The 15,327-nt window shown below is 71.0% G+C and carries 13 protein-coding genes; 5 read left to right on the top strand and 8 right to left on the bottom strand.

What is annotated here, in order from left to right:
* Window positions 1–4: 4 nt before the first annotated feature.
* Window positions 5–1,306, bottom strand: coding sequence for an FAD-binding oxidoreductase (locus Ato02nite_RS35600; protein WP_213011130.1), 1,302 nt, complete (start codon window positions 1,304–1,306; stop codon window positions 5–7).
* 67 nt (window positions 1,307–1,373) lie between these two features.
* Here Ato02nite_RS35600 and Ato02nite_RS35595 point away from each other — a divergent pair, with 67 nt between their 5' ends.
* From Ato02nite_RS35595 to Ato02nite_RS35585, 3 genes are all read left to right on the top strand, one after another.
* A complete protein-coding gene (locus tag Ato02nite_RS35595) occupies window positions 1,374–2,900 on the top strand; it encodes a bifunctional AfsR/SARP family transcriptional regulator/alpha/beta hydrolase (RefSeq protein WP_213011079.1) in 1,527 nt (508 codons plus the stop codon).
* Between the two features lie 83 nt (window positions 2,901–2,983).
* The gene (locus tag Ato02nite_RS35590) at window positions 2,984–3,247 is read left to right on the top strand and encodes a GlsB/YeaQ/YmgE family stress response membrane protein (protein WP_213011078.1); all 264 of its coding nucleotides are present in this window, start codon (window positions 2,984–2,986) and stop codon (window positions 3,245–3,247) included.
* A gap of 72 nt (window positions 3,248–3,319) precedes the next feature.
* Window positions 3,320–4,219 carry an NAD(P)-dependent oxidoreductase gene (locus tag Ato02nite_RS35585; protein ID WP_213011077.1) on the top strand — a complete coding sequence of 300 codons (900 nt, stop codon included), beginning with the start codon at window positions 3,320–3,322 and terminating at the stop codon, window positions 4,217–4,219.
* Here the strand turns inward: Ato02nite_RS35585 and Ato02nite_RS35580 are convergent.
* The gene (locus Ato02nite_RS35580) at window positions 4,122–5,048 is read right to left on the bottom strand and encodes a GlxA family transcriptional regulator (RefSeq protein WP_213011076.1); all 927 of its coding nucleotides are present in this window, start codon (window positions 5,046–5,048) and stop codon (window positions 4,122–4,124) included. The two genes, Ato02nite_RS35585 and Ato02nite_RS35580, sit on opposite strands and share 98 nt — an antisense overlap.
* A gap of 77 nt (window positions 5,049–5,125) precedes the next feature.
* Here Ato02nite_RS35580 and Ato02nite_RS35575 point away from each other — a divergent pair, with 77 nt between their 5' ends.
* Window positions 5,126–5,746: an L-threonylcarbamoyladenylate synthase gene (locus tag Ato02nite_RS35575; protein WP_213011075.1), complete on the top strand. Its 621-nt coding sequence runs from the start codon at window positions 5,126–5,128 to the stop codon at window positions 5,744–5,746.
* A gap of 33 nt (window positions 5,747–5,779) precedes the next feature.
* Here the strand turns inward: Ato02nite_RS35575 and Ato02nite_RS35570 are convergent, their stop codons facing one another.
* From Ato02nite_RS35570 to Ato02nite_RS35550, 5 genes are all read right to left on the bottom strand, one after another.
* The gene (locus Ato02nite_RS35570; RefSeq protein ID WP_213011074.1) at window positions 5,780–6,595 is read right to left on the bottom strand and encodes a DUF427 domain-containing protein; all 816 of its coding nucleotides are present in this window, start codon (window positions 6,593–6,595) and stop codon (window positions 5,780–5,782) included.
* A gap of 131 nt (window positions 6,596–6,726) precedes the next feature.
* Window positions 6,727–7,968, bottom strand: a complete 1,242-nt coding sequence (locus Ato02nite_RS35565; RefSeq protein ID WP_213011073.1) for an SGNH/GDSL hydrolase family protein — start codon at window positions 7,966–7,968, stop codon at window positions 6,727–6,729.
* 1 nt (window position 7,969) lies between these two features.
* Window positions 7,970–10,894 (bottom strand): glycosyl hydrolase 115 family protein, encoded by a 2,925-nt coding sequence (locus tag Ato02nite_RS35560; RefSeq protein ID WP_246607870.1) that lies wholly within the window; start codon window positions 10,892–10,894, stop codon window positions 7,970–7,972.
* Window positions 10,891–12,171 (bottom strand): SGNH/GDSL hydrolase family protein, encoded by a 1,281-nt coding sequence (locus Ato02nite_RS35555; protein WP_213011072.1) that lies wholly within the window; start codon window positions 12,169–12,171, stop codon window positions 10,891–10,893. The genes Ato02nite_RS35560 and Ato02nite_RS35555 overlap by 4 nt, the downstream gene beginning before the upstream one ends.
* A 15-nt stretch (window positions 12,172–12,186) precedes the next feature.
* Window positions 12,187–12,882, bottom strand: a complete 696-nt coding sequence (locus Ato02nite_RS35550) for a polysaccharide deacetylase family protein (RefSeq protein WP_246607868.1) — start codon at window positions 12,880–12,882, stop codon at window positions 12,187–12,189.
* 200 nt (window positions 12,883–13,082) lie between these two features.
* Between Ato02nite_RS35550 and Ato02nite_RS35545 the strand changes: the two genes are divergently transcribed.
* Complete coding sequence (locus Ato02nite_RS35545) at window positions 13,083–14,138, top strand: endo-1,4-beta-xylanase (protein ID WP_213011070.1); 1,056 nt, start codon at window positions 13,083–13,085, stop codon at window positions 14,136–14,138.
* Window positions 14,139–14,192: 54 nt separating this feature from the next.
* On the opposite strand, the gene Ato02nite_RS35540 is transcribed toward Ato02nite_RS35545, so the two are convergent.
* Window positions 14,193–15,320, bottom strand: coding sequence for a lytic polysaccharide monooxygenase (locus Ato02nite_RS35540; RefSeq protein WP_213011069.1), 1,128 nt, complete (start codon window positions 15,318–15,320; stop codon window positions 14,193–14,195).
* Window positions 15,321–15,327 lie beyond the last annotated feature (7 nt).

Here is a 15,327-nt window from a genome sequence, read left to right as displayed (position 1 = left end):
CTCCTCAGTTCGGTGGGATGTTGTGGCCGAGGTGGAAGAAGTTGCCGGGGTCCCAGGCGCGTTTGACGGCCCGCAGACGGGCGTAGTTGTGGTCGGTGAACGCGGTGCGGGTCTTCGTACGGTCCATCTGGAGGGTGAGGAACGATCCGCCGGTGGCGTGCGGCCGGAGCCGGCCGGTCAGCCGGTCGAGGGCCGGTTCGGCGACCGGCTGCGGGCCGACCGCCATCACCGAGAACGGCGCGTCGCGGTGCCCGGCCGGGCCGGCGTCCGGGCCGGGGCGGGCCATCGCGCCACCCCAGTGCCGCAGTTCGACGAAGGCGAGCGGGGAGTCGGCCGCACCGGCCTCGACGACGGCGTCGAGCACCTCGCCGGGCAGGGTGCGGAACATCTCGATCTCCTGGCGGAGGGCCATCGGCGGCACCTGCGGGCCGTTGGTGGCATCGCTCGCCGACGGAAACGGCCGTACGCCGAACGCGTCGACCAGCGGCGGCCCGGCCGCGTCCAGCAGCGGGGCGAGGATCGCGCGCCCGTCGTCGCCGTGGTGGAAGGCCCGGATGGCCAGGACCCGCCGGCCCGGCGACGGTGGCCGGATCAGCAGGACCGCCGTGTTCATGGCGTCGGGCTCACCGGGGGCCCAGTCCCGGTAGGCGGCGAGGGTGGCGGCCGCGTTCTCCAGCGGGTACAGCGACATGCCGCACCAGACGCGAGCCACCGGGTACAGCCGGAACTCCAGCGACGTGACGATGCCGAAGTTCCCGCCGCCGCCGCGCAGCGCCCAGAACAGGTCGGGGTGCTGCCGGGCGGTCGCGGTCACCGCGGTCCCGTCGGCGGTGACGACGTCGGCGCTGACCACGCTGTCGGCGGCGAACCCGAACGTCCGGGACAGCCAGGACTGACCGCCGCCGACCGTGTACCCGGTCACCCCGACCGTGCCGCAGCGGCCGGCCAGCCCGGCCAGGCCGTAGCGGGCGGCGGCCCGGTTCACGTCCGCCCAGATCGCGCCGGGACCGACCCGGGCGACCCGCCGGTGCGGGTCGATCTCGATGCCGGCCAGCGCCGTCGTCCTCAACAGCAGGGCGCCGTCGGCGGGCACGACCATGCCGTGGCCGGTGGCCTGCACCGCGAGCGGCAGTTCCTGGTCGCGGGCGGCGAGGACCGCGGTGCGCACGTCGGCCTCGGTCGCGGCGGCGGCGATGACGGCCGGGCGCGGGTCGAAGGCCCGCTGCCAGCCGAGCCGGTGCTCGTCGTAACCGGGTCGGCCGGGCCGGAACACGGCGCCGGTGAAGTGTCTCTCCAGAACCATCATGGACCCGAAGTTAGGTGCCGCCCGGCGCGGGATGGATGTGGTCCGGATGTGGCCTACGCTGGGCGTCGTGACCGTGCGGGTACTCGGACCGGGCGCTGGGCTCCGGCTGGAGCGCAAGGCCCGCGAGGTGCTGACCGTCCTGACCGTCCGGGCCCCGGCCGTGGTCACCCTCGACGAGCTGGCCGGGTTGCTCTGGGACGACCCGCCGCCCTCGGCCGTCAAGACGCTGCGCGCCCATCTGTCGCGGATCCGCGCCGCGCTGCCGGACGCCGAGGTCGAACGGGCCGGCCGGGACGCGTACCGCCTGGTGGTCGCGCCCGGCCGCACCGACGTCGGCCTGGTCGCCGCGGCCCGGGCGCGGGCCCGCCGGTTGCTCGCCGACGGCCGTCCGGACGGCGCGGCGACGGTGCTGGCCGAGGCCCGGGCCCTGTGGTGGGGCGAGCCCGAGTTCCCGGACACGACCGCGGCGGCGGCGCTGCGGCAGGCGTGGCGGCGGGAACGGCGGCTCCTCGTGCAGGAGCATCTCGGCTGTCTGGTGGCCGGCGGCGATCCCGGCTCGGCACTGGCCGAGCTGGAGGAACTGACCACCACCGACCCGCTGGACGAGCCACTGTGGGTGCTGCGCGTGCGCGCCCTGCACCGGGCGGGCCGGCCGGCCGAGGCGCTGCGGGCCGCCGCCGCGGCGCGGGCCGCGCTGGTCGAGGTCGGCCTGGACCCGTCGGCCGCGCTGCGCGATGCTCAGGCCGAGGTGCTGCGGTCGCCCGCGCCGGCCCCGGCGGTCACCACGGCGGTCCGCTACGCCGGTGGCTCCACGGCGTACACCCGGCTTTCTGATCGTGGTCGTGACCTGGTCGTTCTCAACCCGGCGATGCTCACCATCGACGGTCTGCTGGACGGCGCGCAGGCCCGCACGGCGCTCACCGCCCTCGCCGAACACGCCGCCGTCGTGTGCCTGGATCGGTCCGGCATCGGCCTGTCCGATCCGCTGGACCCGGCCGAGAACCCGCTCGACCAGTGGGTCGCCGACGTGCGCCGGGTCCTCGACGACCTCGCGATCGACCGGGCCGACCTGTTCGGCAACTTCGACACCGGCCTGGTCGCGCTGGAGTTCGCCGCCCGGCACCCCGACCGGGTGCGGTCGCTGATCCTGGCGCAGTGCTACCCGCGCTACACCCGTGGTGCCGGTTACCCGTACGGCCTGGATCCGGCCACCACCGAGACGCTGATCCGGGACACCGTGGACCCGGCGCTGGGGGTGGACTCGGTCGCCCAGGCCGCCCCGAGCGTGGCCGCCGACGACGAGTTCCGGCGCTGGTGGAACCGGATCGGCCGGCGCGCCGCGAGCCCGGCCGTGGCCACCTCGATCCGGGCCGCGGCCACCGGCACCGACCTGCGCCACCGCCTGCCCGCGATCACCGCACGGACGCTGGTGCTGCACCGCCGCAACTGCCTCAACGTCGACCCCGGCCACGCCCGGTTCCTGGCCGAGCATCTGCCCGACGCCCGCCTGCGCACGGTGGCCGGCACCGACGCCCTGTGGTTCACCGACTCGCCCGAACTGTGGCAGCACGCCATCGACTTCCTCGGCACCTGACCCGCAGCGGAATCCGGGGTTTCCCCGATGTCACGCACAGCCGCCCGCGTCAGTGTTGACGAAGAGAACCTCGAGGAGCTGCCGTGCACATCACCGGGATCATCACCGCGATCATCATTGGCCTGATCATCGGCGCCCTCGGGCGTCTTTTCGCCCCCGGTAAGCAGAACATCCCGATCTGGCTGACCATCCTGATCGGCATCGGCGCCGCCGTGGTCGGCACGTTCCTCGCCGCCGCGATCGGCGTCGCCGACACCCCCGGCATCGACTGGATCGAGCTGACCATCCAGGTCGTGCTGGCCGCCGTGGGCGTCAGCGTGATCGCCGGGTCCCGCAGCCGCCGCTGACCCGGTCGGATTGGCGCGATCCCTGCGCACAATCACTGCGAGGGGCGGCCCGCCTCGTCCTACGGTGTGCCCATGGTGCTGGGTTTTCTGGGGCTCGGAGTGATGGGGCGGCCGATGGCCGCCAACCTGGTGGCGGCCGGTGACGATCTCGTCGTCTGGACCAGGTCGGGGGCGGCACTGCCGGGAGCGCGGGGTGCCGCCGGGCCGCCCGAGGTGTTCGAGCGGGCCGAGGTCGTGTTCCTGATGCTGGCGAACGCCGAGGCCATCGACACGGTGATCGGCCCGCACGTCGCCGATCGCACGGTCGTGCACATGGGCACCACCGCACCCGATTACTCCGCGCGGCTCGGCGACCGGATCCGGGCGTACGGCGGCCGTTACGTCGAGGCACCCGTGTCCGGCTCGCGAGGGCCGGCCGAGGCCGGCCAGCTGGTCGCGATGCTGGCCGGGGAGGACGGGGACCGGCGACAGGTACGCCCGCTGCTCGCGCCGATGTGCCGGGCCGTGTTCGAGTGCGGCCCGGTGCCGAACGGGCTGCTCATGAAGCTGGCCGTCAACACGTTCCTGATCAGCATGGTGACCGGACTGGCCGAGGCCTTCCACTTCGCCGAGGGTGTCGGGCTCGACCAGGCCCTCCTCAAGGACGTCCTCGACGCCGGCCCGATGGCCTCGTTCGTCTCCCAGGGAAAATCCGGGAAGATCGTCGACCGGGACTTCGCGGTTCAGGCCTCGATCCGGGACGTGCACTACAACAACCGGCTCATCGTCGAGGCCGCCCGCGCGCACCGGATCGCGGCGCCGCTGCTCGACGTCTGCCGGGAGCTCTACGCCGAAACCGAGCAGCTGGGCCGGGGCACCGAGGACATGGCGAGCGTCATCCACGCGGTGACGGCGCGAACCGCGACCGGTACTGCGACGGCGAGCAGCCGAAACGGCGCTGGAAATGCTGCCGCAGCAGAGCCGCGGAACTGAAACCGGCCCGGCCCGCGGCCTCCTCCACCCCCAGCGAAGGCTGCGTCTCCAGCAACTGCTGGGCGAGACTCACCCTCTGGTCCAGGACCCAGGCGTACGGGGTGACGCCGGTAGCCGCCCGGAACCGCCGCGCCAGCGACCGCGTCGACAGCAGCGCGCGCCGGGCCAGAACCTCGATGGACAGGTCCTCGTGCAGGTTGCCGGCGGCCCAGTCGAGCAGCGCCGCGATGTCGTCGTCGGGCCGTCGGGCCGGCGGGTGCCCGGCCGGGCCGAACCGCATACCCGCCGCGACCGCGTTCGCGGCGGCCGCACCGTGATCCTTGCGGATCAGATGCAGGCACAGGTCGATGCCGGCGGCCGCGGTCAGGATCGGATCGTCGTCGACGAAACGGACCGACGGGTCGACGCGTAACCGGGGGAACCAGTCGGCCAGCTGCTGCGCGTACATCCAGGGTGCGGCGACCGTACGCCCGTCAAGCAGCCCGGCCGACGCGAGAGTGAAGGTCGCGGAGCCGAGCGCGACCAGCCGAGCACCTCGCGCGACCGCGGCGTGCAACGCCGCGGCGACGGCCGGATCCACCTGCCGGCCCGGAGCGGCCGGCGGCGCCACCGCGACCAGGTCGGCGGCGCGGAGCCGGTCGAGGCCGGCGGCCGGCGTGATGGTCAGGCCACCGAACGCCGGCACCGGCACGCCCGGCGTGGCCGAGGCGATCGCGAAGTCGAAGGCCGGCACGCCGCGCGCCGTCCGATCGGTGCCGAAGACCTCGCAGAGGACGGCCAGCTCGAACGGACGGACGGTGGAGGACATCAGGACGACTACGTTCCGCACGTCTTCGAGCCTGCCAGCGGCGGCGCATGCGGGGGATGGCCAGTTGGCGACGGGTGGCTTGGCCTAGGCTGGCGGGAGTGGCGAAGTATTTCGACGTACACCCGGACAATCCGCAGGCGCGGTCGATTCGGCAGATCGTGGACATCGTGCGGGCGGACGGCCTGATCGCCTATCCCACCGACTCGTGTTTCGCGCTCGGCTGCCGGATGGGCAACAAGGACGGCCTGGACCGCATCCGCGAGATCCGCCACCTCGACGACCGCCACCACTTCACGCTGATGTGTCACGACTTCGCCCAGATCGGCCAGTTCGTGCAGCTCAACAACGCCTCGTTCCGCCTGGTCAAGGCGTCCACGCCAGGCCCCTACACGTTCATCCTGCCGGCCACCAGGGAGGTGCCCCGGCGCCTGCTGCACCCCAAGAAGAAGACCGTCGGGGTACGCATCCCGCAGCACCAGGTCGTGCAGGCGCTACTAGCCGAACTGGGCGAGCCGCTGGTGTCGAGCACGCTGCTGCTGCCCGGCCAGGAGGAACCGATGACCATCGGCTGGGAGATCAAGGAAACCCTGGACCACCAGCTGGAGGCCGTCGTCGACTCCGGCGAGTGCGGCGTGGAGCCGACAACGGTGATCGACCTCTCCGACGGCGAGCCGGAGATCCTCCGGGTAGGCGCCGGCGACCCGTCCCGCTTCGAGTAGCGGCCGCCTCGCCCACGCCGGTGATCATTCGATTCAGGAGACGCCGAACTCGTCTTTCATGACCTTGGCGACCGGCGTATCGGGCCGCGTTCGGGGTACGCCGTCGACGGTCACGTCGACAACCTCGTCGAAGAACGCGACCAGACCGGCGAGGGGCGACGCGTCCGGCAGCGGGTCCGGGTAGGTCCAGGCCAAATTCTCCCCTACCGCGAACGACAGGTAGGTGGCGCGGCCCTTGTACGGGCAGGCGGTCACCATGTCGCTGGGCAGAACCTCTGCCTTGATGTCCTCGCGCGGCAGGTAGAACCGCGGGTGCAGCTTCGTCTCGAACACCAGGGTCGGGGTGCGGGACTCGGCGAGCAGCACGCCGTCCCGCTCGATGCGGACGTGCCGGCTGCTGCGACGTGCGTCGACGCGGGAGAACGGGTCACGCGGATGGGAGAACAGGGGCTCGTCCTCCTCGGTCCAGTCGAACGCGTCGAAGTCGAGCACCACGTGCCCGGCGAGGTCCACGTCGTCCGGACGGAATGCGGCGCGCTCGCGGACCTCGTCCCCGACGCGGACGTCGTACGTCTGCCCGGGGGTGGAGTGCACGGCGAACGGGATCCCGGGGTGCAGTACCGGTAGGTCGCTCTCCGGAACCGGCTCGACGGCTACGAGTTCGGCCCGGACATCCTTGTCCGGCACGGCGTACGTGGGCACGATGCGGCGCGGTTCCCACAGCAGCAGCGCCGCACGACTGTCGACGACGATCCGGTCGCCGACCCGGGCACGAACCCACTTGTCGGTCGGCTGGTGCCGCAGCACGCCGAGCAGCCGCATCATTTCGTCACCGACGTTCAAGCTCACACCGACAAGTCTTACCGCCGCACCCACGCTCCGGCTCCCTCCATCAGATTCTCGACTCTCCCGACGTGGGGAAGCCGGGTGGAGAGAGCCGGGCGGACGTGGCGGCGAACCGCCCGGCTCGCAAGAGGGACCTAGGGCGAGAGCCAGCGCAGCGGGACCGCCGCCGCGAGGGCCGCATAGCCGGCCGGGTTGAGGTGCAGGTGGTCGCCGGTGTCGTAGGCCGGGTTGAGCCGGCGCGGGGTGGCCGGGTCGCGGGCTGCCACGTCGAAGTCGGCCGTCTCGTCGAATATCCGGCCTCGGCGGATGGCTCGGTTGAGGGTCTGGCGGGAGGCCTCGCGCAGGCCGTCCGGGTCGTCGTAGCCGGTGTTGCCGCCGAACGGGGTGATGGTCGCGCCGTAGACCGTGATGTCGCGGGCGTGGGCTCGCTCCACGATCTGTTCGAAGGCGAACAGCACGTCGTCGGTCACCTGTTTCTGCGAGGCCACGTCGGCGGGGGCGGTGCCGATGTCGTTGACGCCCTCGAAGAGCAGCATCCGGTCGACGCCGCCGGTGGCCAGCACGTCGCGGTCCAGGCGGGCCAGGACGCTCGGGCCGAGGCCGTCGTTGAGGATGCGGTTGCCGCCGGCCGCCTGGTTCAGGACGGCGATCCGCTGCCGCCGGGCGAACAGCTGGTCGGGCCAGCGGTCGTTGCCGTTGGTCGTCGAGCCCCGGCCGTCGGTGAGGGAGTCGCCGACGATCGCCAGGGCGGGCGCGGTGGCGGGCACCTCGACGCCGCTGATCAGGTACCAGTGCGCCACCCCGACCGCGCCGGGCAGGTCCGGCGCGGTGTGCTGGTCGCCCTGGACGAGGTACGACGTGGTGCGAGAACCGGGGTGTGAGGTGAGGTTGAGGGTCGCCTGGCCGGACGCCAGGTAGACGGTGATCGACAGGTTCTCGCCGGTGTGGACGGCCAGGTCCACCGGGTCGGAGACGACCTGCGCGCCGATCGGCACCACCGTGCCGGGGCGGCCGCCGAAGGTGAGGGGACGGAGGCTGCCGGGGACCACCCCAGGAACCCCGGCGAGCCCGTCCGTGGGGCGGCCGATCACGGCCGCCGTGATCGGCAGGGCGGCCCCGCCGAACGCATTGGAGAAGCGGACCCGCACGCGTGGGCCGCCGATGGTGATGTGCACCGTCTGCCGGAGGGTGGTGTCGACCAGGACCGACGACTCGCCGGTGAACGGTGCCGGTGGCAGGTTGCCGGGCTCGGTGAGCTGCGGCATCGCCACCCACGTGTGCACCCAGCGGCGGGCCGGGGAGGCCGCGGCGGGGCTGCCGCTGAACAGGACGGGAACCGCCGCGCCGCCGACCCCGAGAAGTGTGCGTCTGCGCATGTCAGGCCTTCCGGCTCGCGGGCGGTCCGAGGTAGCTGTACTTGACGCCGCCGGTGTCGATGACGAGCCGCTGGACGATCACGGTCGGGTCGACGGCCCAGAAGGTCAGGGTGTGTTTCCCGGGGCCGGAGACGGTGTGGGTCGTGCTGGTGCGGTTGATGTTGTCGGAGGTGTTGCGGGCCCACTGCCGGTTCATCGTGGTGTCGTTGGCGCCGGTCGCCTTGGTCACGTTGACCACCTGCGGGGTGGCGTCGTCGACCGAGACGGCGTATTTGAGGCCGTCGGTGGGGCGGGTGTTGTTGCGCGGCGACAGGTAGGCGGTGACCGTGACCGGGCCGCTGCTGGTCAGGGTGACGGTGTAGTCGAGCCGGCCGGTGCCGTCGAGCGAGACGAGGCCGTTGCCGGTCTTGCCGATGCCGGGCAGGAGCAGCCAGTTCCCGGTCCGGCGGCGGTAGTGGTCGGCCTCGATCGCGACGTATCCGTTGGCCTCGAGGAACCCGGCCGGTTTCAGCGCGGGCCGGGAGACGGACACCGGCACGACGGTCGTGCTCCCGGCCCCGGTGATCGTGACCGGCACCGATGTGACGCCGAAGGGTGCCCGCTTCCAATCCACGGTGACGACCGGTCGCACCTGGTCACGCACGGTCCCGGAGGACGGGGTCACGCGCAGCCAGGGTGCCCCGCTGCTGATCGTGTAGCGGAACGGGGTCGTGCCCTTGTTGTAGACCTCGATGTGTTGCGCGGGCAGGCTCTGCCACGGGCTGAGCACGGGCAGGGAGGACGCCACGCCCATGGCCGGCGCGGCGGGAACGGTGATCCGCTGGAGGTAGGGGTAGATCTCGTCGGGCAGTGCCACGTTGTTGAGTTCCGGCTGCTGCCACGGCGCGTTCGGGCCGTACCGGGCCACGTTCCCGTACCCGATCTTGGGTTGCAGTTGCCAGCCGTGCCATTTCCCGCCGGCCAGGGTGTTGTTGTAGTAGTCGGTCATTGCCTGGTCCTCGGCGAACAACTCCTCGGCCCGGGAGGCGAGCGCGTTGGTGGCGGCTCGCCCTTCCGCCGCGTACCGGATGTTGGTGAACTCGGCCCGGCGCAGGTCGTAGATGATCGCCGTGTCCTTCACCTGGTAATAGACCAGCTGGTAGAACGCGTCCTGCCAGGCCGCCGGGATCTTGCGCCGTAGATGAGAGGCCCGCCGGGCGAGCGCCAGCCATTCCTCGGTGACGCGATCGATCTCGTCGTAATCGGTGAGGCTGAACGGGGTGGCCTGATCGTCGTAGACGACCGCGGAGGAATCGGTGGCGATGTCTTTCGACGGGTCCACCGTGATCCGGCGGTTGAGCAGTTCCGGCTTACGGCGGGACTGCAGTCGCCCGTACTCCTCGAGCACCTCGGCGATCGCCGGCGCGAGCGACGCGCCGAAGTTCTCGGCGGCGAAGCCCCGGGTCCACTCCCCCAGCCTGCTCACCGGCCAGGCCGACGGATTCCAGGCGTAGTCGAGGAAGAACTGCAGAGGCAACTCCTCGTTCTTCAGGTCGCCGACATTCACCACCCAAAGACGATCAACCCCGCTGGTGTACGCGAGATGAAGCTGTTCCCAGGTGTTCGTGAGATTGACGGTGTCGGCCCACTTGTAGTTGCGGCCGTCGCCGACGTAGTCGAAGTGGTAGTACATGCCGTAGCCACCGCTGCGGGCCGGCAGCGAGGGGTCGGGCAACTTGCGCAGGTTGCCCCAGTTGTCGTCGCAGAACACGACGGTCACGTCGTCCGGCGGCCGGTAGCCCTGATCCCAGTAGCGCTGCACCTCCTTGTAGAGGGTCTGCACCTGGGGGCGGCCGATCAGCCCGGTGTCCTGCAGGATCGCCCGCTGGTTGTCGATGATGGAGCTCATCAGGTCGATGCCGTCGCCGTCCGGCAGCGACACGTCACCGTTGCCGCGCATGCCGAGCGTGATGACACCCTCGATGTTCTCATCGCGCATCCGCTCGGCACCGAACCGCCAGTACGCCTTGATGGCGTCGGGGTTGCGGCGGAAACTCCACTCGCCGGTGCCGGTGGGGTGCCGGTTCCACTCCTCAATGCCGCGCATCATCGGCGCCTCGTGCGAGGTGCCCATGACGACGCCGTAGCGGGTGGCGGTCGCGTGGTTCTGCGGGTCGTCCTCGGCGAACGCCCGCCCCCACACGGCCGGCCACAGGTAGTTGGCCTTGAGCCGCAGCATGGTCTCAAAGACCTTGGCGAAGTAGTCGGCGTTGAGCCCGCCGGGATAGCCGGGCGCTTTGCCCGGGCCGAAATAGGAGGGGGCCCAGGTGCCGGTGGCCGGGTTCTCGTCGTTGATGAAGAAGCCGCGGTACTTCACCGCCGGGGTGCCCTGGGTGTGCCGCCCGGGCAGCACGTAGAGGTTGTCCCGGCGGGCGACCGGCACGTCGTCCCAGAAGTACCAGGGTGAGACGCCGATCGTGCGGGACAGGTCGTAGGCACCGTAGATGGTGCCGCGCTGGTCGCTGCCGGCGATGACGAAGGCTCGCCGGATGCCGGGCAGCGGGTGGTCGACGATCTGCTCGACCGTCGTCTCCCATTTGCCGCGGATGCCGGTGACATCGAGCTTGCCCCGCGCGATGATCTGGTCGATCAGCGGGCTGCGGCCGATGGTGCCGATGATGATCGGCGGATTCTCGTCCGAGACGTCGGTGCCGAAGACTTTGCCCAGATCGCTCCGCAGGTCCTCGGCAACGCGCAGCACGCCGGGGAAGTCGGCTTCGGACACCACGACCGGGGCGCCGGCCAGGGCGAAGCGGCCCGGCCCGCCGCGGGAGCTGACATAGCCGCCGGGTGAGCCGGCGAGGGCCACCGACGGCAGGGCGGCGGCCACCGGCACACCCATGGCGGCGGCCAGCACGGTCCGCCGGCGGGCTCGCGGGGCGCTCATCGGAAGAACCTCAGCGGTACGGCGGCGGCCATCGCGGCCATGCCGGTGTCGTTCGGGTGCAGGTGGTCGCCCGAGTCGTAGGCCGGGTTGAGCCGGATCGGGTCGGCCGGGTCACCCATCGCCCGGTCGAAGTCGATCACCCCGTCGTATTCGCCGCTCGTGCGGATCCACCGGTTGAGCTGCTGGCGCTTGCGCTCGTTCTCGACCGTGTAGAAGCCCAGCGTGTCGTCCTTGAAGGGCAGGATCGTCCCGCCGTACGCCGAGAGCCCGCCCTCGTGCGCCCGGGCGATCAGCTGTCGATGCCCGGCGATCAGGTCATCCGCGCTGACCACCTCGGACGGCGGCGCGACGGTGCCCGGGTGGCCGAGGTCGTTCACCCCGAGCAGGACGATCAGGTGTCGCCGGCCCGGCTGGGCGAGCACGTCGCGGTCGAACCGCTTGAGGCCGCTGACCCCGAAGAAGTTGGCGAACGTCTCGGCGTCGCTGCCGGCCGGCGGGTTCGGGTCGTGCAGCAGGCGGTTGCCGGAGACGCCCAGGTTGGCGATCCCGAGGTCCTGCCGGGCGGCCCGCAACCGCGCGGCGAGCAGGTCGGGCCAGCGGTGGTTGAGGTTGGCGACGGTGTTGGCGCCGTTGGTGATCGAGTCGCCGAGCGTCACGATCGCGGCGCCGCCGCGCTGACGCACGGCAACCCCGGAGAGGAACAGGTCCTGCTGCAGGGTCGCGGTGGCGACGACGGTACGGGCGGCGGTGACATCACCGTTCGCGATCACGTTGTCCTGGTATGCGAAGGCGGCGAGCGTCGTCACCGTCGTACGCTCCGGGAAGAAGATGCTGATCGCCAGGTCTCCCCCGGCCGGCAGGCGAAGCCTGACCGGGTCGCTGACCAGCGGCGCCCCGGCCGGGATGAGCGCGCTGCCGTGACCGGAGAAGGTCGCCCGCCGGTCGGTTCCGGCGACGGTGGCGGTGCTGGCACCGGTGCCGTCCCGCAGGGCGACGTGGACGGCCCCGATCCGCAGCGGCGTCTCCCCGAACTCGTTGGTGAGCCGGATACGCAGCTCGTCACCGCCGGTGGAGCAGTGGACGACGTGCCGCACGGTCTGCCGTTCGAGGACGGTCGGGGTGCCGCGGGTGGGGATGGTGGTGGGCACGGACGCCCAGGTGGCGACCCAGCTTTCCGCGCCGGATCCGTGGGCCCAGACCGGGGAGCCGGTGGCCGCGACGGCGCCGGCGGTGGCCCCGGCGGTGAGCGCGAGGAGTTCGCGTCGGGTGGTGGACATTGGCGACCTCCGTGGTCAGCCGCGGCGCAGCGGCAGGGTGAAACGCCAGCCCTGGGCGCGCAGTTCGGGAATGATCTGGTCGACGGCCGCGACGGTCTGGCTGCGGTCGCCGCCGCCGTCGTGCATGAGTGCGACCGCGCCGGGGGTGATCCGGTCGCGGATCCGCTGGGCCAGCACGTCGGTGCCGGGCGGAACCCAGTCCTCGATGTCGAAGCGCCAGCCGAGCGGCTGCATGCCGAGGTCGGCGGCGATCTGCGGGGACTGGCCCCAGGCGCCGTAGGGGGCCCGGAAGTACGCGATGTGTGCCCACGGCACGGCCTGGTGGATGAGCCGGCTGGTGGTTTGCAGGTCGGCCCGGATCTGTTCGGGCGTCAGCAGGCTCAGGTCGTCGTGGTGCAAGGAGTGGTTGCACAGGGTGTGGCCCTCGGCCGCGATCTTGCGAACGACGTCCGGATGCAGCCGAACCTGATCACCGACCAGGCAGAAGACCGCCTTGACGTGGTGCTTGCGGAGCACCTTCAGCAGATCGAGGGTGTCGGGCGGGTTGGGGCCGTCGTCGAAGGTGAGGCTGAAGACGTTGCCGTGGCCTCTCGCGGTGTCGACGATGGCCGGCGTCGGCCGGTCGTGCGCGAGGGCCGGGGACGAGATCGCGGTCAGGGTGCCGGTCGCCGTGACGGCGGCGACCAGGCAGCGAAAAAGAAAGCGGGACACGTGGAACCCCCGGGAGGACGGTCGGAAGTTTCGGAAACATGTCAGCCGAACATTCGTAACGTAGAGGCGGCGATCTATGCCGTCAACCCTTGTGCGAGTTGATCTTCTATGGAATTCCGGCATTGACGTGGGCGCCTGCGGGCACGAAGCTTTCCGCAAGTTACCGCAACTTTCGGTTCCACCACCGGAGGAGAAGTTTGATGATTCCGAAGAGGACAGCGCTCGGGGCGGCCGCTCTCGCCGCCCTGACCGCGTTGAGCGTGACCGTGCTGCCGACCGGCTCGGCCACCGCCGGCGACACCGGACTGCGCGCCGCGGCCCGCGGCACCGGCACCAAGATCGGCACCGCCGTGGACATGGCGGCACTCGCCGCCGACGCGCCGTACGCGGCGGCGGTCGCCCGCGAGTTCGACACGGTCACGCCGGAGAACGTGATGAAGTGGGAGTCGGTCGAACCGACCCAGGGCACCTACAACTGGGGACCGGCCGACGACCTGATCCGGTTCGCCCGCAAGAACGGCCAGGCCGTCCGCGGGCACACCCTGGTCTGGCACAGCCAGAACCCATCCTGGCTGACCGAGGCCAACTTCACGCCGGCCCAGCTGAAAGCCCTGCTGCGCAAGCACATCTTCGACGAGGTCGGGCACTTCAAGGGCCGGATCTGGGCGTGGGACGTGGCGAACGAGGTGTTCAACGAGGACGGCACCCTGCGTGACACGATCTGGCTGCGGGCGCTCGGCCCGAGTTACATCGCCGACGCGTTCCGCTGGGCCCACCAGGCCGACCCGAGCGCGTGGCTGTTCCTCAACGACTACAACGTCGACTGGATCAGCCCGAAGAGCGACGCCTACTACAACCTGATCAAGTCGCTGCGGCGTCAGGGTGTGCCGGTGCACGGCTTCGGCATGCAGGGGCACCTGGGCATTCAGTACGGCCTGCCCGGTGACGTCCTGGAGAACGTGCGCCGCTTCGACGCGCTCGGCGTCAAGACGGCGTTCACCGAGGTCGACATCCGGATGATCCTGCCGGCCGACTCGACCAAGGTGCAGGCCCAGGCGGAGGGCTTCGGCCTGCTGCTGCGGGCGTGCCTGCTGGTCCGCAACTGTGTCTCGTACACGGTGTGGGGCTTCACGGACAAGTACTCCTGGGTTCCGGGCGTCTTCCCCGAGGAGGGTTCGGCCACGCCGTTCGACGAGCAGCTGCAGCCGAAACCGGCGTACGACACCCTGCGGGAGACGTTCCTGCTGGCGCGCTGAGAGAGGCACCGGGCGGCGGCGCGTAATGCGCCGCCGCCCGGTTTCTTTTTCGGGTTACGCGGTACTACAGGTCAGGTTGTTGACCGTCGGTGGCGCGGTCCCGGACCCGAGGAACCCGAAGGTGGTGTAGTTGTTCGCGGCAACCGTGCCGTTCCAGCTCGCGTTCTTGACGGTCACCAGCGAACCGCTACTGCTGGCCGTCCCGCTCCAGAGCTGAGTCACCGTCTGCGACCCGGGGAACGTCCAGGTCACCGTCCACTTGCCAATCGGCGCACTGAGCGCGTGCACCATCACCTCGGCCTGGAACCCTCCGTTCCACGTCCCGGTGATGTTGTACATCGCGGCACAGCCGGTCTCGCCCGGGTTATCGGTGGGCGAGGTCGTCGGAGCCGTGGTGGGCGGCGTCGTCGGTGCCGACGTCGTCGGTGCGGTGGTGGGTGCGGTGGTGGGCGGCGTCGTCGTCGTGGTGCCGCCGACCCCGGTCACCTCACCGTTGCCGCCGTCGAAGACGACGTCCGAACAGCCGTAGAACGTCTCCGTGCTGTCCGACCGGGACCACACCGAGTAGATCAGGTGCTTGCCGGACTTACCGGACGGCAGGGTCGCGTTCCAGTAGTAGTAGCCGTCGTCGCTGCCCGGCCCGCCGTTGGCCGGCGGGTTGGTGGACTGGTTGAACGGCGTCGGCTCGAGGTCGCTCCACGCCAGGGGCTTGGTCGGGTCGTACCCGTCCTTGGTGATGTAGAGCGAGAACGTGCCGGGGTGCTTGGCCCAGTCGTTGTACCAGATCTGGATCGACTTACCCGCCGTCAGGTGGGTCTGCGGCCAGTCGTTGCGGGCCAGGTTGAAACCGGTGAAATTGTACGGTCCACCGGTGCCACCGCTGCACAGCTGGCCGTCCGGCAGGAAGCCGGACACCCGCCCGGCCCCGTCCGAACGAAGCACGGCGAACCAGTTGTACAGCGAGGTGGTGCCGCTCTGCGCGACCGCGGCCGCGCAGGCCGCGTTCTTCGGCTGGATCTCCCCCGTGGTCGGGTTACGTCCGTCCTTGTAGCAGAGCCACGTCCGGCTGCCCGGCACCATCATGGCGCCGTGCGCTTCGGCGATGCCCGGCAGGGCGATCGCCCCCAGACCGGCCGCCATCACCGCGGCGGCCAGATAGGCCAGCAGTTTCTTTCTCCGCATGGTTCCT

This window comes from Paractinoplanes toevensis, assembly GCF_018332695.1.
GTDB lineage: Bacteria > Actinomycetota > Actinomycetes > Mycobacteriales > Micromonosporaceae > Actinoplanes > Actinoplanes toevensis.
This window is presented reverse-complemented; position numbering and strand designations above follow the sequence as displayed.

What these genes read in the sequence shown, in the direction of transcription:
- Ato02nite_RS35600 (WP_213011130.1), bottom strand. Translation starts at nt 1,306, where the DNA reads ATGATGGTTCTGGAGAGACACTTCACCGGCGCCGTGTTCCGGCCCGGC.
- Ato02nite_RS35585 (WP_213011077.1), top strand. Translation starts at nt 3,320, where the DNA reads ATGGTGCTGGGTTTTCTGGGGCTCGGAGTGATGGGGCGGCCGATGGCC.
- Ato02nite_RS35565 (WP_213011073.1), bottom strand. Translation starts at nt 7,968, where the DNA reads ATGCGCAGACGCACACTTCTCGGGGTCGGCGGCGCGGCGGTTCCCGTC.
- Ato02nite_RS35560 (WP_246607870.1), bottom strand. Translation starts at nt 10,894, where the DNA reads ATGAGCGCCCCGCGAGCCCGCCGGCGGACCGTGCTGGCCGCCGCCATG.
- Ato02nite_RS35555 (WP_213011072.1), bottom strand. Translation starts at nt 12,171, where the DNA reads ATGTCCACCACCCGACGCGAACTCCTCGCGCTCACCGCCGGGGCCACC.
- Ato02nite_RS35545 (WP_213011070.1), top strand. Translation starts at nt 13,083, where the DNA reads ATGATTCCGAAGAGGACAGCGCTCGGGGCGGCCGCTCTCGCCGCCCTG.
- Ato02nite_RS35540 (WP_213011069.1), bottom strand. Translation starts at nt 15,320, where the DNA reads ATGCGGAGAAAGAAACTGCTGGCCTATCTGGCCGCCGCGGTGATGGCG.